Here is a 23,745-nt window from a genome sequence, read left to right on the forward strand (position 1 = left end):
TCGCAAGCGGCACGGGTGGGCGCCCGGTCTTCGTGCTGCTGCGGGGGGACGAGCTCGACGCCCCCGATCCGCCTCGACGCGAACGACGAGTACTGACAGAGTCACGACATGCGACCTGAGCTCACCGGCCTCCGTCACCGCACCGAGTCCGTGGCCGGCACCGTGCTGCACTGGGTCGAGGCCGGTGCCGGCCCGACGGTGCTGCTGGTGCACGGGTTCCCGGAGTCCTGGTACTCGTGGAGGTTCCAGCTGCCGGCGCTGGCCGAGGCCGGCTACCGAGCTGTGGCACTCGACGTGCGGGGCTACGGCGGATCCGCGCAGCCCGCCGCCGTCGAGGAGTACCGGATGCTGCGGCACGTCGGCGACAACGTGGCCCTGCTCGGTGCGCTCGACGTGGATCACGCCGTGGTGGTGGGTCATGACTGGGGCGCGCCCATCGCCTGGGCATCCGCGCTGCTGCGCCCCGACCTGTTCCGTGCGGTGGCGGGTCTCTCGGTGCCCTTCACGCCGGCCGGCCGTTCGCGCCCGACGGAGGCGTTCGCCGCGATGGGAGGGGAGGAGGAGTTCTACATCTCCTACTTCCAGGAGCCGGGTCGCGCCGAGGCGGAGATCGAGGCCGACCTCCGCGGCTGGCTGCAAGGGATGTACTACAGCGCCAGCGGCGAGGGGGTACGCGCGACCCTGGCGGCCGGCCTGCAGGGGCCGTCGCTGGTACCGCGCGGCGGCCGAATGCGCGATCGGTTCCTGTGGCCGGAGCGGCCACCGGCCTGGCTGGCGGAGGAGGACCTGGACTTCTACGTCGCCGAGTTCGAGCGCAGTGGTCTCGCCGGGCCGCTCAACCGCTATCGCAACGTCGACCGCGACTGGGAGGATCTCTCCGTCTTCCGCGGGCGCTCGATCGAGGTCCCGGCGCTCTTCGTGGGCGGTGAGCTGGACGGGCCGACGCGGTGGGGTGGGCGCGCCATCGACCGCTTTTCCCAGACTCTGCCGCGGCTCACCCGTGCCGAGATCCTGCCCGGCTGCGGGCACTGGGTGCAGCAGGAGCGGCCAGAGGAGATCAACCGCCTGCTGCTGGAGTTCCTGGAGGCGGTCGCGGAGCGATGAGCCGGCTCGCGGGGGGGGGGGGGTTAGCCTCCGGTGCATGGAAGCCATCCCACTCGCCGCGCTGCTGCCCCGAGAGTTCGACCCGGCGACCTGCAAGCTGCACTGCGCAGTCTTCAACGGTGAGAAGCATCCGATCGACGTGCTGGCCAACGACCCGGAGGAGTGGCGGGGTTGGAACTCGTGGCGCGGCGACAAGAACGACTTCAACCGGAGGTTCGTCTTCTCGTTGGCGCAGGACCGGCACGACGTCACGCTCTGGCTCTTCGGCGGCATCTGGGAGGTGGTCGGTCGTCGGCCGGAGCCGCAGGCCCACTCCTACGACGTCGTACCGCGCGAGGACCTGATGGGCGCCTTCGTCCGTCGCCTCTACGTGCGGCTGGCGCTGTCGGGGCGGCAGCGGCGCCGGACCATGGAGTCCTGCCTCGACGAGATGACGGTCGCCTCGATCCTCGACGAGCCGTTCACCGGTGACCCGTTCCCCGGCCACGACCGCATCAACCACACACTGGCCGACCTGCAGGTCATCGTGAGCCAGCAACGGCCCGACTGGCGGATCGCGCTGGAGCAGATGAAGGGCGTCTACGTGATCCACGACCAGACGACCGGAGCCCGCTACGTCGGGTCGGCGTACGGCGACACCGGCATCTGGCAACGCTGGAGCACGTACGCCGCCACCCTGCACGGTCACAACGTGGGTCTGCAGGAGCTGCTGCAGGAGCGGGGTGAGGAGCACTTCCGGGCGAACCTGCGGTTCGCGCTGCTGGAGTTCTGGTCGATGCGCGCCGACGACCAGCATGTGCTGGAGCGCGAGTCCTACTGGAAGGAGGTGCTTCAGGCACGCTCCTTGGGCTACAACAGGAACTGAACCGCTGCGGTTCAGGCGTCGTCGACGGCCTCCTCGGGTGCCTCGCCGGTGACGTCGTGGGCGGCCGGGTCCTCGAGGTCGAGGCCGCCGAGCGGCTCGGGGTGCCACTGGGTCAGCTCCCACCCGGCGTGCGGGTCGCCTTCGAGCACGCCCATCCCGGTGTTCATCATCCACAGCTTCGTCGACTCGTTCGGGTCGAGTCGGGCCGCCAACGAGGTGTAGACGCGGATCGCTGCGCCGTGGCTGAAGACGGCCACGGTCTCCTTCGAGCCGTGGGCAGCGGCGATCTCCTGCAGCGCCGCGTCGTACCCCTGATAGAAGTCGTGGCCCGACATGCCGCCGGGCATCGCGCGCGCCAGGTCGCCGTGCATCCAGCTGATCAAGGTCTCGACGTAGGTCCGCACGGCCTCCTGGTCAGACCGCAGCTCCAGCTCGCCGGCGGCGACCTCTTCGACGCCTGGCGTCACCCGTACGTCGAGCCCGCGGATTGCTGCCAGCGGCCCCGCCGTCAGTTGGGTGCGGACCAGGGGCGAGGCATAGATGCCTGCGAGATCACGCTCCGCCAGCGCCGCGGGCACCGCTCCGGCCTGTGCGCCGCCCAGCGGGGTGAGCCCGGCGCCGGGGAAGGCGGTGTCGAGTGCCCCCGTGACGTTGTGGGGAGTCTGGCCATGGCGGATGAGGATGAGGCGCACGCCTCGACCCTACGGGCGGGGCGGTGCCGGGGTGTGGCGGGGCGGTCGAGCGTTCCGTCACCGCTCCTGGTCGGGATCGACCACCTTCGCAACGTCGGCGGGGGTGGCTTCGACGCTCTCCGGGTCGGCAGCTGCGTCGATGCGGGTGGTGGGCTTGGGGCTTGTGTCCGGAACCGGCGCCGGGTCCAGCCCCAGCTCCTTGACGACGTTGACCGGGCGGTCCGGGTCGATCTCGACGGCGGGCGGGGGCGGGGCCGGGTCGACAGTCTGCCGTGGGTCGACGCTTGGGACGGGAGTCTCCGGCTCCTGCGTGCGGTGGGCCGACGGGGAGTCGGTGGCCACGATGCGGGCGACCGACCTGGCCAGGTGCGCTCCGGCCGCAAGGCCGGAGTGAGCAACGTGCTTGATCAGGTCGAGCGGGTTCTTCCCGGTCACTGGTGCTCCTTCGATCTGCGGTGTGCGCCGCGCCTCCTGCGCGGTGCTCCTTCCCGGTACCCGATTCGGAGCGAAGTCGACGGGGTCACTGCTCCGCTGACGCCGGTTCCTCGGGGCAGGTGATAGCCCGGACCGTCCGCTCCCTCGGCAGATTGGTTGTCGCGATCGGAGCGGGCGCCTTGTCTTCGGCATAAAAGTCCACAAACTTAATAGACATAAGATGTTCCCAAGCGAGAGAGCGAGCAGCCTGTGTCCTCCACCGAACAGATCGAGACCCGACGTACCGACTGGGGGCGATCGCCCGCCAGTGCCGAGGGCTGGCTCCAGCGCGCGCAGGAGGTCGCCGCGACCCTTGCCGTCGACGCCCTGGAACGGGACCGGGCCAACCGGGCGCCGTACGCCGAGGTCCAGCTGCTCAAGGACAGCGGACTGGTGACCCTGCTCGGGCCTGTCGACCACGGCGGCGCGGGGGAGAGCTGGACGACCGCGCTGCGGGTGGTCCGTGCCGTCTCGGTCGGCGACGGCTCCGTCGGCCAGCTGCTCGGCTACCACTACCTGTGGGCCTGGGCGGCGCGACTGGTCGGCACCCCGGAGCAGATCGCCGCGGTGGAGGAGCAGGCCACGCTCAACCGATGGTTCTTCGGCGGCGCCGTCAACCCGCGGGACGCCGAGGTGACGATCGCCGTCGAGGGTGACGAGCTCATCTTCCGCGGCGAGAAGAGCTTCTCCACCGGCGGCCGGGTCTCCGACGTCACCGTCCTCGAAGGGGTCATTGCAGGCACCGACAGGCACGTCTTCGCCATCGTCCCGACCGACCAGCCGGCGCTGCGGTTCAAGGGCGACTGGGACAGCCTCGGCCAGCGGCTCACCGAGAGCGGCGGCGTCGTCATCGACGGCGTCCGCGTGCCGTGGGCGGCCGCGGCGGGCTACGTGGAGACGGCCGACGGAGAGCACGTCTTCGTGCCTCGGGTCTACAACACGCTGAACGTGCCGCTGATCCAGATCATCTTCGCCAACCTCTACCTCGGCATCGCGGAGGGAGCACTCGCGACGGCAGGCACCTACACCCGCGAGCGGACGCGCCCGTGGCCCTACACGCCGGACCTCAAGGAGCGTGGCAGCGAAGAGTTCTACGTGCTCGAGACCTATGGCGACCTGCGCTCCAAGCTCTGGGCCGCGGAGGCGCTGACCGACCGTGCGGCCACGCACATCGAGGAGATCAACGAGCACGCCGACACCGTGACCGAGCGCCAGCGCGGTGAGGCCGCCGTCGTGATCGCCGCGGCGAAGCAGGTCGCGATCGATGTCGGGCTCGAGATCGGCAACCGGATCTACGAGGTCACCGGTGCTCGCGCCACCGCCAGCTCGGTCGGGCTCGATATCTACTGGCGCAACATCCGCACGCACAGTCTCCACGACCCGATCGCCCACAAGCGTGCCGAGGTCGGCCGCTACGCCTTGCTCGGGCAGCTGCCCGAGCCGACTTGGTACACGTGAGGTGGCGACGATGACGATCACGCACGAGGAGGTCGGCTCCTTCCTCCGCCGCCCCGCGGCGGGCAGCGACCTGCTTCGCCAGCTGCGGCGGGAGTACGCCGCGCTGTTCGACGAGATCGCCGCTGGCGCCCTGCAACGCGAGCTCGACGACCGGCTGCCGATCGAGCAGGTCGCCGCGCTCAAGCAGGCCGGCTTCGGGGCGCTGCGGGTGCCCGCGGCGTACGGCGGCTGGGGAGCGTCCTGGACCGACGTCACTCAGCTGTGGATAGATCTCGCCGCTGCTGACGCCAATCTCCCGCAGGCGCTCCGCGGTCACTTCGCGCTGGTGGAAGACAGGGTGTGGCAGGACGGGCGCGGCCTGAGCCAGCGGCCGTGGTTCGAGCGGTTCGCGGCAGGGGAGATCGCCGGCAATGCCTGGTCGGAGGTCGGCTCGACGGCCATCGAGACCCAGCGCACCGTGCTCACCGACGACGGTGCAGGCGTCCTGCGGCTCGATGGGGCGAAGTACTACACGACCGGGACCATCTATGCGGAGTGGGCCGACGTGTACGCACGGCGGGTGCGCCCAGGGCACGCGGACGATTTCGTCATCGTGCTCGTCGACACCCGTGCGCCGGGCGTGACGGTCACCGACGACTGGGGCGGCTTCGGGCAGAAGGGGACCGGCAGCGGGACCACGCACTTCGACGGCGTGCGGATCGACCCGGCCCACGTGCTCCCGTTCGAGGAACGCTTCCCGTACCAGACCGCGCTCTACCAGCTGAACCTGCTGGCGACGCTGGTCGGTATCGGGCGGCGGGCGCTCACCGACACCGTGACCGCGGTGCGGGAGCGGGAGCGCAACTACTCGCACGCCAATGCCGCCCGGGTGCGTGACGACGCCCAGGTGCTGGCCACCGTCGGCACCATCGCCTCCCGTGTCTACGCCGCGGAGGCAGCGACCTTGCGGGTGGCGTCGGCGTTGCAGGAGGCCTCCGAGACGGTCGGCGATCCGACGGCGGCGCAGCGGGCCGCCGAGGCCGCCGAGTTGGAGTCGTCGGCGGCCCAGGTCGTCGTCACGCAGCTGGTCCTGGACTCGGCGACCGACCTCTTCGACACGCTCGGCGCGTCGGCCACTGCGGTCGGATCCGGCCTGGACCGGCACTGGCGCAATGCCCGGACCGTCTCTTCGCACAACCCGCGGAACCTGAAGGCCCGCGTGGTCGGCGGGAGCCTCGTCAACGGCACCCCGCCGCCGTACGCCTGGGCGATCGGCCGCACCGAACGCATCAGCGAGACCACCGACAACTCTCCGAAGGACTGAGGAATGACAAGCAATCCGAGCGGCCGTGAGCCGCTGAAGTTCGCCTACTGGGTGCCCAACGTGAGCGGTGGCCTGGTGGTCAGCAAGATCGAGCAGCGCACCGACTGGGGGCTGGACTACAACATCGAGCTGGCGCGGCTGGCGGAGCGCAACGGCTTCGACTACGCGCTGTCGCAGGTGCGTTACATCGCGTCCTACGGGGCGGCGTACCAGCACGAGTCGACGAGCATCAGCCTGGCGATCGCACTGGCCACCGAGCGCTTGAAGGTGATCGCCGCGATCCATCCGGGGCTGTGGCAGCCGGGTGTGCTGGCCAAGCTCGTCGCCAGCTCCGACCAGTACACGAAGGGCCGCTTCTGCGTGAACGTGGTGAGCGGCTGGTTCAAGGACGAGTTCACCAAGCTCGGCGAGCCATGGCTGGAGCACGGCGACCGCTACCGCCGCTCGGAGGAGTTCATCCGCTACCTGCGTGAGATCTGGACCAGCGAGCATGCCGAGTTCAACGGCGACTTCTACCGGCTCCACGACTTCGACCTCAAGCCCAAGCCGTACGACGTCCCTGGGCGCCCGCACCCGGAGATCTTCATGGGCGGCAACTCCACCGACGCTCGAGGGATGGGTGGCCGGGTCAGTGACTGGTACTTCATGAACGGCAACACCCCCGACGGGATCGCCGAGCAGATCCGCGACGTCGACGATGTGGCGGCAGTCCACGGCCGGGCCGGGCACGTGCGGTACGGCGTCAACGGCTTCCTGATCGGCCGGGAGACCGAGGCGGAAGCCCGGGGGGTGCTGCGCGAGATCATCGACAAGGCCGACCGGGAGGCGGTCGAGGGGTTCGGAGCAGCGGTGAAGCAGGCGGGCCAGTCGGCCGGTGACAAGGTGGGGATGTGGCAGGACTCGGAGTTCGCCGACCTCGTGCAGTACAACGACGGATTCCGCACCGGACTGGTCGGGACACCGGAGCAGATCGCGCACCGGATGCTGGAGTACAAGCGCCGCGGCGTGCACCTCTTCCTGCTCGGCTTCCTGCACTTCCAAGAGGACGTGCAGTACTTCGGGCGTGAGGTGCTGCCGATCGTCCGCGAGCTCGAGGCGGTCGAGTTGGCACGCGTCTGACGCCGGCCGTGCGATGTGGCGAGGCGCACTAACCGGTCGCCCAGGATCGGGATGAGAGGGGCCGTCATTTCGAAATCTATGGCGAAAAATCCAAAAGTGCCCGGCGTCGAGGATGCCAATCTCTGAACTTTCCGTCGGACCGCTTCGTGCCCTTGCGATGAGGTGCGGGAGCCCTGACACTTGCCGCAGGGAGACCAAGGTGCACGTGGTCTCCGGGTGGGCGAGGGCCCGGAGATTCCATTCATGAGGGCGGTTGCAGCGATGAGTGTTCGGGACAAGGTCATCAACAAGGTCCAGGCGACCATCCCCATGGAGCGGCAGATCCAGGGGCTGCACCTGTTCCAGAAGGCCAAGAGGCGGGTGGTCGGCGACAAGCAGCCGGTCTTCCGTGAGCAGACGATCCCCGACGTCGACGAGCTCGCCCTGACCGAGATCGACCCGAGCAACCCCTTCCTCTACGGGCAGGGGCAGTGGCGCCCGTACTTCAAACGCCTGCGGGACGAGGCGCCGGTGCACTTCCGGGCGCACAGTCCGTTCGGGCCGTACTGGTCGATCACCAGGTACGACGACATCGTCGCCGTCGACCGGGATTTCGAGACGTTCTCCGCCGAGCCGCAGATCGTCATCGGCACCCCGCCCGAGGGTCTGGACATCGAGATGTTCATCGCGATGGACCCGCCGCGCCACGATCAGCAGCGCAATGCGGTGCAGGGCGTCGTGGCGCCGCAGAACCTCGAGGAGATGGAGGGCCTGATCCGGTCCCGGGTGCAGGAGGTGCTCGACGACCTGCCGGTCAACGAGCCCTTCGACTGGGTCGACAAGGTGAGCATCGAGCTCACCTCGCGGATGCTGGCCACGCTGCTCGACTTCCCCTACGAGCAACGGCGCAAGCTCGTCTACTGGACCGACCTGGCGGCCGCGAGTGCGTCGGCCACGGGTGGTGCCACCGACCTCGATGAGATGTATGCCGGTATCGCCGACATGGCGAAGAGCTTCAGCGAGCTGTGGCACGACAAGGCCGCGCGTCGCGCGGCAGGCGAGAAGCCGGGCTACGACCTGATCACGCTGATGCAGATGTCGGAGGACACCAAGGACATCATCAACCGGCCGATGGAGTTCCTCGGCAACCTGATCCTGCTCGTCGTCGGCGGCAACGACACCACGCGCAACTCGATGTCGGGCGGTGTCTACGCGCTCAACCAGTTCCCCGACGAGTTCGACCGGCTCAAGGCCGACCACGGCCTGATCCCGAAGCTCGTCCACGAGATCATTCGCTGGCAGACGCCGCTGGCCTACATGCGCCGGATCGCCAAGAAGGACACCGTCCTGAACGGGCAGTTCATCCGCAAGGGTGACAAGGTCGTGATGTGGTACGCCTCGGGCAACCGCGACGAGCGCACCTTCGAGAATCCCGACGCCTTCGTCATCGGCCGTCCCAACGCCCGCCACCACCTCTCCTTCGGCATCGGCGTGCACCGCTGCATGGGCAGCCGGCTGGCCGAGATGCAGCTGCGGATCCTGTGGGAGGAGCTGCTGGCCCGCTTCAGCGACATCGCGGTCGTCGAGGAGCCGGAGTACCTGCAGTCGAACTTCGTCCGCGGCTACACCAAGCTGATGGTCACCCTCACCGCGATCGGGCAGGAGCCACGTGCCGACAGCCCCCGTATCGCGCGAGCCGACCTGACCCGGTCGGAGCCCGCTCCGCAGCCGGCGCGAGGTGGCTCCCGTGACGGCTGGGTGACGAGTACGGCGGAGACCGAGGTCGATCTGCAGGTCGCAGCGCGGCGCGAGGTGGCCGACGGGGTCGTCGAGCTCACGCTGACCGACCCGACCGGCGCACCGCTGCCCGCCTGGACGGCCGGTGCCCACATCGACCTCGTCCTCGACTCGTCGCTGACGCGGCAGTACTCGCTGTGCGGCAGCGCCGCCGACGGGTCGTCGTGGAAGGTCGGAGTGCTGCGCGACCCCGAGAGTCGGGGCGGGTCGGCGTACGTGCACGAGCGGTTGGCCGAGGGAGTGAGTGTCCGCGTCCGCGGTCCACGCAACCACTTCCCGCTGGTCGCCTCCCCGCGCTACCAGTTCATCGCCGGCGGCATCGGGATCACCCCGATCCTCCCGATGATCGAGGCGGCGGAGGCGCGCGGTGCTGCCTGGGAGCTGCTGTACGTCGGTCGGTCGCGCGCGACGATGGCGTTCCTCGACGGGCTTGAAGGTGACAGCCGGGTGACGGTCTGGCCGAGTGAGGACAAGGGGCGGTTCGACCTCGCATCGGTGCTCGGGAGACCGCAACCGGAGACCCTCGTCTACTGCTGCGGGCCGGGCGCGCTCCTGGACGCGGTCGAGGAGGGGTGCGCGGCGTGGCCCGACGGGAGTGTGCACCTGGAGCGGTTCGCGGCCAAGGAGGTCGCGGCGTCGGAGGATGCACTCGACTCGTTCGAGGTGGAGTGCTCGCGCTCCGGCGTGACGGTGACGGTGACCGAGGGGACGACGGTCTTCGAGGCGGTCGAGCGGGCGGGTGTCGACGTACTCGGCTCCTGCATGGAGGGGATCTGCGGCACCTGCGAGGCCGACGTCATCGAAGGCACGCCCGACCACCGTGACTCGATCCTGTCCAAGGCGGAGCGGGAGCGTGGCGATACGGTCATGCTCTGCGTCTCCCGCTCACTGTCGAAGAGGTTGGTGCTTGACGTATGAACCACCCGGTATCGACCTACCCCAGGGACTGCTGGTACGTCGCCGCCACCTCCGACGAGGTCGGTGACGGGTTCCTCGCGCGCCGAGTCGCGGACACCTCGGTCGTGCTCTTCCGGCTCTCCGACGGTTCGATCGCCGCGTTGGAGGACCGCTGCGTGCACCGGCCGTATCCGTTGTCGGCGGGCCACCGCGAGGGCGACCTGGTGGTGTGCGGCTACCACGGCTGCACGTACGACGCCACCGGACGACTCGTGCACGTGCCGTCGCAGGAGAACCCGCCCTCGGGTGCGCGGGCGCGCGCCTTCCCGGTGGTCGAGCGCGGGCCCTTCGTCTGGCTCTGGACCGGCACCCCCGGGGGTGAGCGGCTGCGTCCGCCGCCGTCGACACCGTGGCTCGAGGGTGACGGCTGGAGCAGCGTGGGGGAGCGGCGCGACGTGGCTGCCGGCCTGGTGCTGCTGCACGAGCACTACCTCGACCTGACCAACGTCTTCGCGATGCACGCGGAGATGGTGCCGCCGGGCATCGAGGCGCTGCCGCCGCTGGAGGAGGTGGAGGTCTCCGAGGTCGCGGTCGCCTACCGGCGGGAGCTGCCCAAGGCGCCGCTCGCGCCGTGGGAGGCGCAGGTCTCCGGACTCGACAGCGTCGACTCCTTCGGCCGTGTGGAGACGGGAGCGTTCGTCACGCCCGGCCTGCACAAGCAGACCTACACGATCACCGGACCCGACGGCCCCGAGGTCGAACTGGTGCGCACCCACGGCTTCACGCCGGCGTCGTCGGGCACCACCCACGTCTTCCTGCAGATCTCCTGGCGCGGCGCATCGGTCTCACCCGATGCCGGCGCGGGCCTGGCGGCCGTCTTCCACGAGATGGCCGACCGCGACACCGCTGTCCTGGAGACCATGCAGCGCTGCCTCGACGAGGACGCCACCCCGCGGCGCTACGTCAGCGTCAAGGCCGACCGTGCCGCCGTCCGCGCGCGCCGCATCCTCGCCGCCATGGTGGAGGGGGAGCGGGGCTTGTAGCAGTCGGCCTGGCGATCTAGAGGATTCTGGTCGCCTTCACGACGTGCTCAGCGCAGATCTCGTGTACGACGCACTGGACGTGCTCCGCGGATGCCAAGTCGACGGATCGAAGATCGACCTCCACGACATCTCGATCTCGACACGCAGGTCGTCGGGCCAGAGCCGGTGGTCCTGCATGCCGACGGTGTCGTGACCGGCCGCCCGGAGCCGTGCCTCGAAGTCGTCGTCAGCCGCCGACCGGCCTCCTGTCGCATCCACGAGTATGCCGCCCGGAAGTCGGGGTCTGCGAGGGCGGGGTCGGCGCGGAGGACTCCGGCCTCTGCTAGGACTCGGTACGCGAGCTCCCTCCGGGTCGTCCACATGCGAAGCGGGTCTGTCGTCGTGTCCCGAGCCAGGTCGATCCGATGGGCCAGGCGAGGCGCCACGGGCGGCGATGGGAGTCGCATCGCAGGCTCACGGACTGGCGACGGTGTGTTCATCGAGCCATGCGCATCGGCTGCAGCGGTCTCGGTGGTAATCGTGGCCACTGCCGCCGTCCTGGCCGCGGAGACCGCACGGGTGCCGATCGACCTGCTGGGAGCAACTCGCCGGTTTCGCTGACGTGCGTCGGTCAGGTTCTGCTGCTCTCGGCCAGTGTTCGCAGCCACTTGCGGAGCAGCGCGATCTCCTCCGGCCCGAGGCTCTTCTCCGCTCCCGCGAGGGCGTGCAGCAGGTGGCGGGCCAGGTCGGCGCCGGTTGCCGACTCGCTGGGGGAGGCAGGTGCGATCCCGGTGATTGCGGCGATCGTGGCATCGCGTACCTGGGCGGAGAGGGCGAGGTCGGGCTCCTCGGCGGTGATCAGGAAGAGGGTCACGCCGACATTGGCGGCGAGCACGTGATCGGCTGCCTCCTCGGCCGTCACGGCGAGGCGGCCGTCGGCGTACGCCGTCCGGCAGAGCTCGACTAGCGCGGCGTGGGGAGCGGCTGCGGCGGAGGGCCGCCGGTGGGGCGTGACCTGGCCGTACATCAGCGCGTAGAAGCCAGCGTGGTCGAGCCCGAAGCGCGCGTGGGTGTCCCAGCCGCGGCGGATGTCCTCGATGGGGTCACCGGTCGGCTCGGCCGCCCGCTTGAGCGCCAGGTAGCTCTCGAAGCCGTAGTCGATGACCGACTCGAGCAGGCCGTCTTTGCTCCCGAAGAAGTGGTAGAGCGTCGGCAGCTTCACTCCCACGCGGTCGCAGATCGCCCGCAGGGGGACGTCCTGCCCCGGCGCATCGCTGATCAGCGCCGCTGCGGCCTCGAGAAGCTCCTGCCGCGTGTCGGTTCGTGTATCGCTCTTGCGTTCCGCTGTCACATCGATATAGTACGTGCCGAAGAGCGATATAGACGGTCTGTATCGACAGGATAGGAAGGGAATGACATGTCCGCCCGAACCCTCGAAGGCAAGAACGTCCTCGTCGCCGCCGGTGCGAAGAACCTCGGTGGCCTGATCAGCCGTCAGGCCGCGGAGGCCGGCGCGAACGTCGCCATCCACTACAACTCCGAGCCGACCCGGGCTGCTGCGGAGGAGACGCTCGCGGCGGTCGAGTCCGCCGGCCAGAAGGGCGTCCTGCTCACGGGTGACCTGACGAAGGTCGAGAACATCGAGCGGCTCTTCGCCGACGCCGCCGCCGCGCTCGGCCCGATCGACGTCGCGGTCAACACCGTCGGCAAGGTGCTGCGCAAGCCGATGGTCGACACCACCGAGGCGGAGTACGACGACATGCTCGACGTGAACGCCAAGTCGGCGTACTTCTTCCTCCGCGAGGCCGGCCGACAGCTCGCCGACAACGGCAAGGTGATCACCATCCTCACCTCGCTGCTCGCCGCCTTCACCGACGGCTACTCCACCTACGCCGGTGGCAAGTCGCCCGTCGAGCACTTCACCCGCGCCGCGGCCAAGGAGTTCTCGGCGCGCGGCATCTCGGTCAACTCGATCGCGCCCGGGCCGATGGACACGCCGTTCTTCTACGGCCAGGAGACGCCGGAGCGGGTGGCGTTCCACAAGTCGCAGGCGATGGGCAACCAGCTCACGCAGATCGAGGACATCGCCCCGATCGTGCGCTTCCTCGCGACCGAGGGCTGGTGGATCACCGGCCAGACCATCTTCGCCAACGGCGGCTACACCACCCGCTGAGGCGGTGCTCGACTTCGCCCACGACGTCGCCGACCTCCTCGCATCTGCGCGAGCTGAATCCAGGAGAACTCCATGACCACCCAGATCCCCGAGCCCGTCGCCAGCCTCGTCGCCGCCGTCAACGGCCACGCCGAGGACGCCTTCCTCGACTCGTTCACCGCTGACGGTTTCGTCGATGACTGGGGCCGCATCTTCCGCGGCCGCGCGGCCATCGACGGCTGGAGCAACAAGGAGCTGATCGGCGCCCAAGGCACTTTGAGCGTTTACTCGGTGACCGCCGACGGCGACGAGGTCGTTGTCGTCGGCGACTGGCGCAGCAACTACGCCAACGGCTTGAGCCGCTTCACGTTTGCCGTGGACGGCGACAAGATCGCGTCGATGACGATCCGCGAGGGGTGAGCGTGACGCACCGCGCCGTGCCGATGGTGGGGCGCGACCCGGACGAGCGGCAGCGGGGCGCGACGCCGCTGGAGCTGCTGTTCGACCTCACTTTCGTGGTCGCGTTCGGCACGGCGGCGAACGAGCTGGCCCACGCACTCGCTGAGGACCACGTCGGCGCCGGCATCGTGGCGTTCTGCTTCGCGACCTTCGCCATCTCCTGGGCGTGGATCAACTTCACCTGGTTCGCCTCTGCATACGACACCGATGACTGGATCTACCACCTGACGACGATGCTGCAGATGGTCGGGGTCCTGGTGGCGATCCCTTCGATGACCCACAAGGTGGACAGGTCGCCGCCGGTGCGGCGCGCCTGCTGACGGCCGACATAGCGCCAGCCACCGCCATCGGGCACGCGACCGAGCTTCTTCACGTCGACGTGGATCAGGCCGCCCGGCGCCTCGTGTTCGTAGCGGCGGATCGGCTCGCCGGTGGCCCGGTCGATGTGGGAGAGCCTGTTGATCCGGCAACGGACCAAGACCGCGTGCACGGTCGAGGACGCCATGTTGAGTCGGTCGGCGATTTCCACCGGTCCGAGCCGCTGCTTCCAGCGCAGGTGCACGATCTTACGGTGAATCGCACTGGATCTAGTTCCTATGTGTTCCCTTGGCCAGCAAGTGCCGGCCGGGATGATTCTTGGGCAGCGTAGTACGCCGCCTCGACCTCGAGTGGGGTCCTCATGGCGAGCTCCCCGTGAAGGCGTTGGTTGTTCCACCACCACACGTACTCCAGCGTCGCGAGCTCGACCTGCTCGATCGTGCGCCACGGCCCTCGCCGTCGGATCAGCTCGGTCTTGTAGAGCCCGTTGACTGCCTGAGCGAGCGCATTGTCGAAGGAGTCACCGACGGTGCCGGTTGAGGGCTTCGCACCGAGCTCGCCGATGCGATCGGTGTAGACGATCGAGAGATAGTTCGACCCGTGGTCGGCGTGATGAACCAGTCGCGTCAGATCGGCGGCGCCCTCGCGCTTGGCGTCCCAGGCCGCCATGTCGAGGGCCTGCAACGGGAGAATGTCGGCCTTCAACGTCGCTGCGACGTTCCAGCCCACGATCCGACGCGAGTAGACGTCGGTCACGAACGCCACGTAGGCGAACCCCGACCAGGTCGCCACGTAGGTGATGTCAGCAACCCACAGACGCCGCGGCGCAGGCGCGTGGAAGCGCCGTTGGACCAGGTCGGCCGGCTTCACCGCCGCCGGATCCGGCTTGGTCGTGTAGACCTTCTTCGACCGCTTCACCCCGCGAACGTCGGCGATCTTCATCAGCCGTGCTGTCTGATCGCGACCGATCTTCCAGCCCTGGCGTCGCATCAGGGCGTACATCTTCCGCACCCCGTAGACGCCGTAGTTCTCCGCGTGCAACCGGGCGACTTCCAAGACGAGTAGCTCGTCCTTCAACGCGCGTGCAGACGGCGGCCTGGCTTTCGCGGCCCGGTAGCCGCGGGCGGTGATGAACCCACGAACTGCCGGGCGCAACACCCGGCAGGCAGATGGCCTCGACCCCGAACTGATCCTTGTGCTCGTCGATGTAGCGGATCATCTCGTCGTGGGGCGGTCGAGCTCCTTGGCGAAAAACACTGAGGCGGACTTCAAGATCTCGTTCGCCCTGCGGAGCTCGGCAACCTCGCGCTTGAGGCGCTTGATCTCCTCGGCCTCCTCCGAGGTCGTGCCGGGCCGGACCCCGGCATCGACCTGAGCGCGGTGAACCCACAGCCGCAGGGTCTCGACGTTCATCCCCAACAAACCCGCGACGTGCCGCAACGCGGCTGTCTCGTGCGGGTGCTCTGGGCGGACCTCGGCGACCATCCGGACCGCTCGCTCACGCATCTCGTTCGTATACCTGGCCATCGTTCCCATCCTGACTGATCAAGCGGAACGAAACCCAGTGCGATTCAGGTCAGCATTCACCGCACGCCTGGAGCACCACACCCCGCAGAGTTCCCGCGGCGACCTTCACCGGTCTCGGACTGAGCCCCCTCAAGCACGCGGTGTTACGGCGGTTCTGAGCGCGTGCTCAGGTGCTTCCGGGCGCCGGCATGTCCAGGACATTCGACCGGTTCAGCCGATGCAATAGGAACGCTGTGCCGAGCCGGGTCCGCCCGAAGCCGTGCAGCGGGTCGTAACCCAGATTCGCCTTGAGCGTGTCGCAACGCGCCTGCAGCGTGCTGTGGTGGATGTTCAGCATCCGCGCTGCCTCCCGCACCGTCTGCGTGGTGACCAGCGCGGCGACGGTCTCGAGCGCCCACGAGTGCTCTACGACGACAGAGAGCGTGTCGGCGTAGGCGTGCTGCGCCTCGTCCACCTCGGCCAGGAGGTCGATCAGACCGCCGTAGGCATCGGCCGCGACCAGGGGCTCGCGTGGGGGGTCGCACAGGCGCAGGGCGACGAGGGCGCTGCGGAACGAACGGTCGAGGTCGGAGGCGGGCACTGCCACGCCGAGCCCGCACGGCGAGGCCCGGAATGGCTCGTGGTGTTCCGGCACGACGACTGCGTGGATCGGGCCGAAGCGCGTCGCGATGACGTCCTCGGGTCCAGCCGGGCGGGCCTCCCAGACGGCGAAGAGCGGAGCGGCGACCACCCGGTAGGACCGGGACGCCACCAGCCCGAGGGAGCCGGCCGCATCCAGCCGGTCCTCGGGGCTGCTGACGCGATCGGTCAGGACGCCGAGGTGGCGGCGGTCGTCGAGGCCGCGCGGGCCCCGGCCGTGCCGGATCCGGATGGACAGGGCGAGCCGCTCCAGGATGATCGCGTCGTTGGCGCCAGGGGTCTCGGCTCGTTCGAGCCAGACGATCAGGTCCTCCCCGGCCCGGACCACGAGGTCGTCGCGCTGCGGCGGCGCGGCGGTCTCGTCGATCTGCCCCTTGGGGGTCACCCGCATCGCCCGGCGCCCGTCGACCTGCCGGAAGCCGGCCGTGCAGCCCGCCAGCGCCGCGGCGGCCGCGAGCAGCGCGCGGGTGTTCACGTTTCCCACGATCAGCTCGTCGAAGCAGGCGATCACCCGCAGGCCCAGGCTCGAACTGGGATCGAGGCGCGAGATCCGGCCCAGCAGCTCCTGCATGTCACCGGTCCTTTCGCCAGATCGAGGTCGAGCCATCGCCGGGTGGATCGTCAGTCGGCAAGGACCTTCTCCACCCAATCGTTGCGGGTCCTTATCATCGCGCGACCCACGCTCGTGTGCGGCGCGAAGATGTCGCAGGCGTGGAACGCGCCCGACCAGACGTGCAGCTCGGCGTCGCCGCCGGCCTGCCAGATCCGGTTGGCGTAGTCGATGGCCTCGTCGCGGAAGATCTCGGCCGCCCCCACGTCGATGAACGCCGGCGGCAGCCCGCCGAGGTCCCTCGCCCGCGCCGGTGCGGCGTACGGCGACACCTCATCGCCGCCGCACCGGTCGCCGAGCAGGGCCTGCCAGCCGGTCTGGTTGCTGATCCGATCCCACACCCCGACCCCGTCGAACTGGGTAGTCGACGCGGTGAGGAGACGATCATCGAGCATCGGGTAGTCCAGCACCTGGCCGCACAGCCGCGGGCCGCCGCGGTCGCGCGCGGCCAGCGCCAGGCCTGCCGCGAGTCCGCCACCGGCGCTGGCGCCGGCCACCAGGATGCGGTCGCGGCGTACGCCGAGATCCTTCGCTCTCGCGGCGACCCATTCGAGTGCGGCGTACATGTCCTCACGGGCGAAGGGGTCGCCGAACTCGGGAGCGAGTCGGTAGTCGACGGTGACCAGGGTGACGCCGAGCCGGGTGACCCAGTCCAGCACGAGGTCGACCCCGCTGAACTTGTCTCCGAACATCAGTCCACCTGAGTGCGCATAGAGGACGGTGGGCCGGGCGCCTTCGGCGTCGCAGGGGCGCAGCACGGCAGCGCCCAGGTCCGCGCCCTGATAGCCGGGGAAGCTCACCTCGGTGACGTCGATCCGCCGCTCGTCGAACACCTCGGCCATCGGTGGCGAGGCATACGAGATCCGCATGAAGTCGATGAGGTCGGGGGTGATCGTGGGCGGGAACATGCCGCCCACGACGGCGAGGCCGGCACGGAGTTCGGCGTCGAAGCCCGGCCGCGGTACGTCAGTCCTGGTCCCGTCGTGCACGTGCGCCCTCCTCCGGCGGCCGGTCCGGCCGGTCGCTCGATTGCCCCATCCGGGAGTCTACGGGCGAGGAAACCTCGCCGGTGCCGCCAAATGGCGGGAGGAAGGGAGAGAACTGCGCCGCGACGGCGGTTGTGGCGCCCGTCACACTCGGAGAAGGTGGGCGGCACCACTCGACGAAAGGACCACCATGAGCGAGAAGCTCGCCGCCGCAGTCGACGTCGTCGTCCAGAGCGCCTCCCAGGGGCCGGTCTCCGGCGAAGGCCGAGTGCCGGGAGTCGTGGCCGGTGTCACCGACCGCAACGCCGACATCTACCTCGGCGCCTCCGGTGTCCGGGACCTCTCCGGTGACACGCCGATGACCACAGACACGGTCTTCAACATCTGGTCGACGACCAAGGCCATCACCGGCACGGCCGTCCTCCAGCTGGTCGAGTCCGGCGAACTCGATCTGCAGGCTCCGGCCAAGGAGTACGCGCCCGCGATCGGCGAGCTGCAGGTGATCGAGGGCTTCGACGGTGACGGCCAGCCGATCCTGCGCCCGCCGGCCACCGACATCACCACCCACCACCTGCTGACCCACACCGCCGGCTTCGGCTACGACTTCTTCAACGAGACCTACAACCGGCTCGCCGAGGAGCACGGCCAGCCCAGCGTGGCCACCGCCAGCCGCGCCGCGCTCACCACGCCGCTGCTGTTCGACCCCGGCATCAAGTGGGAGTACGGCACCAACATCGACTGGGCCGGCCAGATCGTCGAGGGCATCACCGGCAAGCGGCTCGGCGAGGTCTTCGCCGAGCGGATCTTCGCCCCGCTCGGGATGAACGAGTCCGCGTTCGCGCCCTCCGCCGAGCTGCTGGCCCGTAAGGTTCGCCACCACCTGCGCGAGGAGGATGGCACGCTGAGCCCCAGCGACTTCGCCGCCCCCACCGAGCCCGAGGTCGACTTCGGTGGCCACGGCCTGTTCTCGACCGTGACCGACTATCTGAAGTTCATCCGGATGTGGCTCAACGAGGGCCGCAGCGCCTCCGGCGAGCAGGTGCTCTCGCCCGCGTCGGTCGACCTCGGCTTCAGCAACCAACTCCCGGACAACCTTCAAGTCACCATGCTGCCCGGCGTCATCAAGTGGCTCTCCAACGACGCCGAGTTCTTCCCCGGGCTCAAGAAGGGCTGGTCCTACACCTTCCAGTACAACGAGGAGCCGTGGCCCACCGGTCGTCCGGCCGGTGCCATCGGCTGGGCCGGCCTGGCCAACCTCTTCTACTGGATCGACCGGGAGAACGGTTTCGGCGGCTACTGGGCCACCCAGATCCTGCCCTTCGGCGACCCGTCGTCGTTCACCAGCTTCATCGAGTTCGAAACCGCTGCGTACCAGGCGGTTGCAAACGCCTGACGCACGCGCGACGTCGACTGCCGTTCGCCCGCGCCTCCGGTGCAGTTGTCCATCGGTCAATCAAAAAGCAACGGTGGGACCCTCGACGCCCTGACCGCTGTTTCGACCGGCATCCACCTCGGCGCATGGACTGTGACCGGAACGCACGTGCAACCGCGGATTCGATAACGCTTCGCGCAGAGATTTTGCCAGTCTTTCGCTGCATCTCGACAGCACTTGTTGTCGAGATGCAGCGAACCTTGACAACTCGCTGCCAATGTAGCGATCTATCGAGTGAGCCGGCTTTCAGACGGGATGTCGGCCGTCCTCCTTGGCCCGCGGTGAATTGTCGGTTCGAACCGACAGACTGAATCCCTGGCCGATATTGGTCGGATGGTTCCGCCTAATCGAGGTGAACCCGCTGCCTGCCGTTCGCGTCGAAGCGGCTCACTCTCAAGATCGTCGCCCGGTTCCCGCTCGGAACGCGGAGCGTATCGGACCAGACTTCCGAAGCCGGTGGCACGCGTTCTCGGCGGAGATTGCGGAGGACGTGAGCATCGCGAGGACGATTCCAGATGTGCGGAGAGCGTTGGGACGGGTGGAAACGACATACTGACTGGAGTCATGCGAATGATGCGAAGGTGGGTGCTCCCGGCTCCAACGGTACCCGCACGCCGCGTGCTACGAAGCTGATCGCGTGGTACCACCCGCAGAGCAGCAGGACGTCTAGTGGCGCGGATTTGATGTAGTTGGACGGTTGGCCTTCGCGAGGATCTGCTCGGCGGTCTTGGTCCATACGAATGGGTGGGCGCGGTCTTGCCAGCCGTCGATGAAGGCGCGGATCTTGGCGTTGAGGTCCTTGACGGACTTGAAGACCCCTCGACGGATGGCTTGGCGTTCGACAATGCCGAACCAGACCTCGACGAGCAGGAGGCGTGGGTCGGGGTGAAGTGCACCTTGAAGCGGGGGTTCTCGGCGAGCCATGCCTTCACGTCCTTGTGCTTGTGGGCGGCGTAGTTGTCCATGACCAGGTGCAGGTCGACGGGCTGTCCGTCGGCATCGATGACATCGCGGTAGGTCCGTTCGATCTGCTTGAGGAAGCCCAGGAACTCCTGGTGGCGGTGCTTCGGCTTCAACGCGGCGGTCACCTTGCCGGTTGCGATGTCGAGCGCCGCGAACAGCGTAGTGGTGCCGTGCCGGTAGTAGTCGTGCGAGCGTCGCTCGATCCGCCCCTCCTGCATCGGCAGGATCGGCACCGTCCGATCCAGCGCCTGGATCTGCGACTTCTCATCCACGCACAGCACGATCGCGTTCTCGGGCGGGGCCAGGTACAGCCCGCAGATGTCGGTCACCTTCCCGACAAGCTCGAGGTCGGTGGAAAACCGGAACGAACGACTCGGCTTTCCAGGGCTTGATCCCGTAGGAGCGCCACGCTCGTGCGACCGTGGTGTTGGAGATCTTGAGCCGGTCCGCGAGCAGCCGCGTCGACCAGTGCGTCACGCCCGGCTTCTTCGGCGGGGGCTTCAACGTCTCGGCCACGATCGCGCGGTGGTCCAACTCCCGCGGCCGGCCGGGCTTGGCCGCGTCCACCAGACCCGCGATCCCGCGTTCGACGTAGCGCCCACGCCAGTTCAATACCGTCGTCACGGTCGAGTCGGTCAACTCCGCGATCCGTGTGTTCGCTACGCCATCGGCCGCCAGCAGCACGATCCGAGCCCGCTTCGCAGCTCTGGCACCAACCCGATCCGAGCGAGTCCGACGCTCAAGTTCCTCACGATCGCCATCACGCAGGACGAGGGCAGGGGCAGGGCGATTGGCCATAGCGAAAGGATTTCACAGCCAACCATCTATCTATTTACGCCACGCGGCACTAGGTGCGCAGCGTCGGCCGGGCCAGGGCCGCTGACGCTGGGGCCGCGGTGGGGCCGCAGAACAACGAAAAACGACCCCTGACGCTGAGAGACGCCGAAAGACGTTTGTGCAGGTCAGAGGCCGTTCTCGCGGACTACTGGCAGAGGGCGAAAACCCTCAAATCAGATGTCGTAATACAGCTCGAACTCGTGCGGGTGCGGACGCTGCTGCACGGGGAGGATCTCGTTCTGGCGCTTGTAGTCGATCCACGTCTCGATGAGGTCGGGCGTGAAGACGTTGCCGCGGGTGAGGAACTCGTGGTCGGCCTCGAGGTGGTCCATCACGGCGTCGAGCGAGGTGGGGACCTGGTCGATCTCGGCCATCTCCTCCGGCGGGAGCTCGTAGATGTCCTTGTCGATCGGGGCCGGGGGCTCGATCTTGTTCTGGATGCCGTCGAGGCCGGCCAGCAGCAGGGCGGAGAACGCCAGGTAGGGGTTGGCCGACGGGTCGGGGCAGCGGAACTCGATGCGCTTCGCCTTCGGGTTCGAGCCGGTGATCGGGATCCGCACGCACGCGGAGCGGTTCCGCTGCGAGTAGACCAGCGAGATCGGGGCCTCGAAGCCGGGCACCAGGCGGTGGTAGGAGTTCACCGTCGGGTTGGTGAAGGCGAGCAGGCTCGGCGCGTGCTTGAGGATGCCGCCGATGTAGTAGCGCGCCATGTCGGAGAGGCCCGCGTAGCCGGTCTCGTCGTAGAAGAGCGGCTCGCCGTCCTTCCAGATCGACTGGTGGCAGTGCATGCCGGAGCCGTTGTCGCCGAAGATCGGCTTCGGCATGAAGGTCGCCGTCTTGTCGTTGCGCCACGCGACGTTCTTGATGATGTACTTGAACTTCATCACGTCGTCGGCCGCCTTGAGCAGCTCGTCGAAGCGGTAGTTGATCTCCGCCTGACCAGCCGTACCGACCTCGTGGTGGGCCCGCTCGACCTGCAGGCCGGAGGCCTCCAGCTCCTTGACCATCTCGTCGCGCAGCTCACCGAAGTGGTCGTACGGCGCCACGGGGAAGTATCCGCCCTTGTACTTCACCTTGTAGCCGCGGTTGTTCTCCTCGGCGCCCGAGTTCCAGGCACCCGCCTCGGAGTCGATGAAGTAGAAGCCGGCGTTCGCCTTGGTCTCGAAGCGGACCTTGTCGAAGACGTAGAACTCCGCCTCGGGGGCGAAGAAGACCTTGTCGCCGATGCCGGTGCTGGCCGTGTAGGCCATCGCCTTGCGGGCGATGTTGCGCGGGTCCCGTGAGTACGCCTCACCCGTGATCGGGTCGTGGATGAAGAAGTTGATCACCAGCGTCTTCGCCACCCGGAACGGGTCGAGGTACGCCGTCGTCACGTCAGGGAAGAGCGACATGTCGGACTCGTGGATGGCCTGGAAGCCGCGGATCGAGGACCCGTCGAAGCCGAGGCCGTCGGTGAAGACCGACTCGTCGAACGAGGAGACGGGCACCGTGAAGTGCTGCATCACACCGGGCAGGTCGCAGAACCGGACGTCGATCATCTCGACGTTCTCGTCCTTGATGTAACGGAACAGCTCGTCGCTGTTGGCGAACATGTGGTCCTCCTAGGTCACGGACCACGGAGCTCGGGTCCGGACCGCAATTCAGTGCGGATGGAGATTCCCGATGCGACTCTGCACCAGAAGCTTGGTGCTCACTGAAGCAGTGAGCGGTTTCTTGACCGTATCTGGTTTGTTTCGGGCATGTAACACCGGCCCGATCAGCGAGCAGATGTGGTGCGGATCACGAGACGGGCACCGCAGGTAGGCTCGCCGCCGTGGAACAGACCGCCTCCTGGGCACAACGCGCACTCGCCCTGCTCGTCGACTGGATCGTCTCGAGCCTCATCGTCATCGGAGTGATCGGCCCGGCCGGCTGGAACGAGAACGCCGCCTCCGGTCTCTACGTGCTCGGCGTCTTCGTCCTCGAGTCCACCCTGCTCACGGCCCTGCTGGGCGGCTCCTTCGGGAAGCTCCTCGTGCGCCTGCGCGTGGTCCGCGTCGACGGCTCCGGCCGCCCGGTCGACCTGCTGCACTGCCTGCTGCGTCAGGTCATGGTCGCGCTCGTGATCCCGCCGCTGGTCTATCGCCCCGACGGCCGCGGGCTCCACGACATGGCGGCCGGCAGCGCGACCGCGACCCTGGCCTCCCTGCAGGGCAGGAAATAGGTTCGCCTCACCATCCACCGGTTAGATTGACGCCCATGCGAACCAACATCACCCGCCGCCTGGCTGCCGCTGCTGTCGTGCCGGTCGTCCTGCTCGGCCTCGCCGCGTGCAACGACGACGACAAGAAGTCGGACTCCGACAAGCCCAAGGAGACGATCTCCCAGGAGAGCACTCCGCAGACGGATGCCCCGGAGACCGACACTCCCGAGACCAACTCCGGTGAAGCCATCAGCAACGACGACTTCGCCAAGCTGATCGGCGACGGCATCGAGGCGACCACCACGGCCAAGATGAAGATGGAGATCACGGCCAGCGGTGTCGCCACCACCGCCGAGGGCGTCATGGACTACACCGGCGACCAGCCGGCCACCCAGATGACGATGACCGTCCCCGGCGCGCCCAACGGCGGCAAGATGGACGTGATCATGGTCGACGGCGTCATCTACATGACGATGCCGATCGAGGGGCAGAAGGGGTACATGAAGATCGACCCCAAGGCCAACCCCGAGCTCGAGAAGCAGATGGGCGGCCTGAGCAACTTCGACATGGCCACCATGATGGAGAGCTTCACCAAGGGTCTGAAGAAGGTCGAGACCATCGGCTCTGAGGACATCGACGGCGTCGACACCACCCACTACCGGGTCACCGTCGACACCGCCGAGGCGGCCGCGATGCTCGGCGACCTGGGCGCTGAGGGCGCCGAGGTGCCCAAGGAGCTCACCTACGACATCTGGCTCGACGGCGAGGGCCGCTTCACCCAGATGCAGGCCGACCTCGACGGCCAGGGCAGCATGAAGATGAACGTCTTCGACTGGGGCGCGGACGTGGACATCAAGGCTCCGCCGGCCAACCAGGTGCAGGACATGTCCGAGATGATGGGCGGACTCAGCAAGCAGTGACCTCGGGTCT

At 68.2% G+C, this 23,745-nt stretch carries 19 protein-coding genes and 3 pseudogenes; 13 read left to right on the forward strand and 9 right to left on the reverse strand.

The annotated features are described in order from the left end of the window. Positions 1 to 108: 108 nt before the first annotated feature. Positions 109 to 1,104, forward strand: a complete 996-nt coding sequence (locus DNK54_RS02280) for an alpha/beta fold hydrolase (RefSeq protein WP_110205311.1) — start codon at positions 109 to 111, stop codon at positions 1,102 to 1,104. Between the two features lie 37 nt (positions 1,105 to 1,141). After that, complete coding sequence (locus tag DNK54_RS02285) at positions 1,142 to 1,969, forward strand: GIY-YIG nuclease family protein (RefSeq protein ID WP_110205312.1); 828 nt, start codon at positions 1,142 to 1,144, stop codon at positions 1,967 to 1,969. A gap of 11 nt (positions 1,970 to 1,980) precedes the next feature. On the opposite strand, the gene DNK54_RS02290 is transcribed toward DNK54_RS02285, so the two are convergent. Together DNK54_RS02290 and DNK54_RS02295 are read right to left on the reverse strand one after the other, a co-directional pair. After that, positions 1,981 to 2,661 (reverse strand): histidine phosphatase family protein, encoded by a 681-nt coding sequence (locus DNK54_RS02290; RefSeq protein ID WP_110205313.1) that lies wholly within the window; start codon positions 2,659 to 2,661, stop codon positions 1,981 to 1,983. 57 nt (positions 2,662 to 2,718) lie between these two features. Further along, a complete protein-coding gene (locus DNK54_RS02295) occupies positions 2,719 to 3,096 on the reverse strand; it encodes a hypothetical protein (RefSeq protein WP_110205314.1) in 378 nt (125 codons plus the stop codon). Positions 3,097 to 3,345: 249 nt separating this feature from the next. On the opposite strand from DNK54_RS02295, the gene DNK54_RS02300 reads away from it, so the two are divergent. The 5 genes from DNK54_RS02300 to DNK54_RS02320 all read left to right on the forward strand — a co-directional run bounded on the left by DNK54_RS02300 (position 3,346) and on the right by DNK54_RS02320 (position 10,731). Further along, on the forward strand, positions 3,346 to 4,593 hold the full coding sequence (locus tag DNK54_RS02300) for an acyl-CoA dehydrogenase family protein (protein WP_239459868.1): 1,248 nt from the start codon (positions 3,346 to 3,348) through the stop codon (positions 4,591 to 4,593). 10 nt (positions 4,594 to 4,603) lie between these two features. Next, complete coding sequence (locus tag DNK54_RS02305) at positions 4,604 to 5,896, forward strand: acyl-CoA dehydrogenase family protein (protein ID WP_110205315.1); 1,293 nt, start codon at positions 4,604 to 4,606, stop codon at positions 5,894 to 5,896. A 3-nt stretch (positions 5,897 to 5,899) separates the two neighbouring features. Further along, positions 5,900 to 7,015, forward strand: a complete 1,116-nt coding sequence (gene sfnG, locus DNK54_RS02310) for a dimethylsulfone monooxygenase SfnG (protein ID WP_110205316.1) — start codon at positions 5,900 to 5,902, stop codon at positions 7,013 to 7,015. A 261-nt stretch (positions 7,016 to 7,276) separates the two neighbouring features. Further along, on the forward strand, positions 7,277 to 9,709 hold the full coding sequence (locus DNK54_RS21380) for a cytochrome P450/oxidoreductase (protein ID WP_110205317.1): 2,433 nt from the start codon (positions 7,277 to 7,279) through the stop codon (positions 9,707 to 9,709). Beyond that, complete coding sequence (locus tag DNK54_RS02320; RefSeq protein WP_110205318.1) at positions 9,706 to 10,731, forward strand: aromatic ring-hydroxylating oxygenase subunit alpha; 1,026 nt, start codon at positions 9,706 to 9,708, stop codon at positions 10,729 to 10,731. The genes DNK54_RS21380 and DNK54_RS02320 overlap by 4 nt, the downstream gene beginning before the upstream one ends. A 610-nt stretch (positions 10,732 to 11,341) precedes the next feature. Here the strand turns inward: DNK54_RS02320 and DNK54_RS02330 are convergent. Then, on the reverse strand, positions 11,342 to 12,061 hold the full coding sequence (locus DNK54_RS02330; protein ID WP_110205320.1) for a TetR/AcrR family transcriptional regulator: 720 nt from the start codon (positions 12,059 to 12,061) through the stop codon (positions 11,342 to 11,344). A gap of 66 nt (positions 12,062 to 12,127) precedes the next feature. On the opposite strand from DNK54_RS02330, the gene DNK54_RS02335 reads away from it, so the two are divergent. The 3 genes from DNK54_RS02335 (at position 12,128) to DNK54_RS02345 (ending at position 13,641) form a co-directional block, all read left to right on the forward strand. Then, positions 12,128 to 12,883 (forward strand): SDR family oxidoreductase, encoded by a 756-nt coding sequence (locus DNK54_RS02335; RefSeq protein WP_110205321.1) that lies wholly within the window; start codon positions 12,128 to 12,130, stop codon positions 12,881 to 12,883. A 72-nt stretch (positions 12,884 to 12,955) separates the two neighbouring features. Continuing rightward, positions 12,956 to 13,282 carry a nuclear transport factor 2-like protein gene (locus tag DNK54_RS02340; RefSeq protein WP_110205322.1) on the forward strand — a complete coding sequence of 109 codons (327 nt, stop codon included), beginning with the start codon at positions 12,956 to 12,958 and terminating at the stop codon, positions 13,280 to 13,282. 23 nt (positions 13,283 to 13,305) lie between these two features. Further along, a complete protein-coding gene (locus DNK54_RS02345) occupies positions 13,306 to 13,641 on the forward strand; it encodes a low temperature requirement protein A (RefSeq protein WP_110205782.1) in 336 nt (111 codons plus the stop codon). Here the strand turns inward: DNK54_RS02345 and DNK54_RS02350 are convergent. The 4 genes and pseudogenes from DNK54_RS02350 to DNK54_RS02365 all read right to left on the reverse strand — a co-directional run. Continuing rightward, a pseudogene (locus tag DNK54_RS02350) lies at positions 13,626 to 13,886 on the reverse strand (IS481 family transposase); the annotation flags it as partial. The gene DNK54_RS02345 and the pseudogene DNK54_RS02350 sit on opposite strands and share 16 nt — an antisense overlap. A 29-nt stretch (positions 13,887 to 13,915) precedes the next feature. Further along, positions 13,916 to 15,175: pseudogene (locus DNK54_RS02355) on the reverse strand (IS3 family transposase). A 157-nt stretch (positions 15,176 to 15,332) separates the two neighbouring features. Beyond that, positions 15,333 to 16,376: a CdaR family protein gene (locus DNK54_RS02360; protein ID WP_110205323.1), complete on the reverse strand. Its 1,044-nt coding sequence runs from the start codon at positions 16,374 to 16,376 to the stop codon at positions 15,333 to 15,335. A 50-nt stretch (positions 16,377 to 16,426) separates the two neighbouring features. Continuing rightward, positions 16,427 to 17,404 carry an alpha/beta hydrolase gene (locus DNK54_RS02365; RefSeq protein WP_239459869.1) on the reverse strand — a complete coding sequence of 326 codons (978 nt, stop codon included), beginning with the start codon at positions 17,402 to 17,404 and terminating at the stop codon, positions 16,427 to 16,429. A 187-nt stretch (positions 17,405 to 17,591) separates the two neighbouring features. Here DNK54_RS02365 and acmB point away from each other — a divergent pair, with 187 nt between their 5' ends. Beyond that, positions 17,592 to 18,794, forward strand: coding sequence for a methyl acetate hydrolase AcmB (acmB, locus tag DNK54_RS02370; protein WP_110205324.1), 1,203 nt, complete (start codon positions 17,592 to 17,594; stop codon positions 18,792 to 18,794). 705 nt (positions 18,795 to 19,499) lie between these two features. Here acmB and DNK54_RS02380 read toward each other — a convergent pair. Both DNK54_RS02380 and glnA read right to left on the reverse strand, forming a co-directional pair. Further along, a pseudogene (locus DNK54_RS02380) lies at positions 19,500 to 20,594 on the reverse strand (IS630 family transposase). A 212-nt stretch (positions 20,595 to 20,806) separates the two neighbouring features. Beyond that, entirely contained in the window at positions 20,807 to 22,225 is a 1,419-nt protein-coding gene (gene glnA, locus DNK54_RS02385; protein WP_110205325.1) for a type I glutamate--ammonia ligase, read from the reverse strand. Positions 22,226 to 22,446: 221 nt separating this feature from the next. Between glnA and DNK54_RS02390 the strand changes: the two genes are divergently transcribed. Further along, the gene (locus DNK54_RS02390; RefSeq protein WP_110205326.1) at positions 22,447 to 22,836 is read left to right on the forward strand and encodes an RDD family protein; all 390 of its coding nucleotides are present in this window, start codon (positions 22,447 to 22,449) and stop codon (positions 22,834 to 22,836) included. 35 nt (positions 22,837 to 22,871) lie between these two features. Continuing rightward, positions 22,872 to 23,735 carry an SCO4651 family lipoprotein gene (locus tag DNK54_RS02395; protein WP_110205327.1) on the forward strand — a complete coding sequence of 288 codons (864 nt, stop codon included), beginning with the start codon at positions 22,872 to 22,874 and terminating at the stop codon, positions 23,733 to 23,735. The last annotated feature ends 10 nt before the right edge of the window (positions 23,736 to 23,745 follow it).

The organism is Nocardioides daejeonensis, from assembly GCF_003194585.1.
Lineage (GTDB): Bacteria > Actinomycetota > Actinomycetes > Propionibacteriales > Nocardioidaceae > Nocardioides > Nocardioides daejeonensis.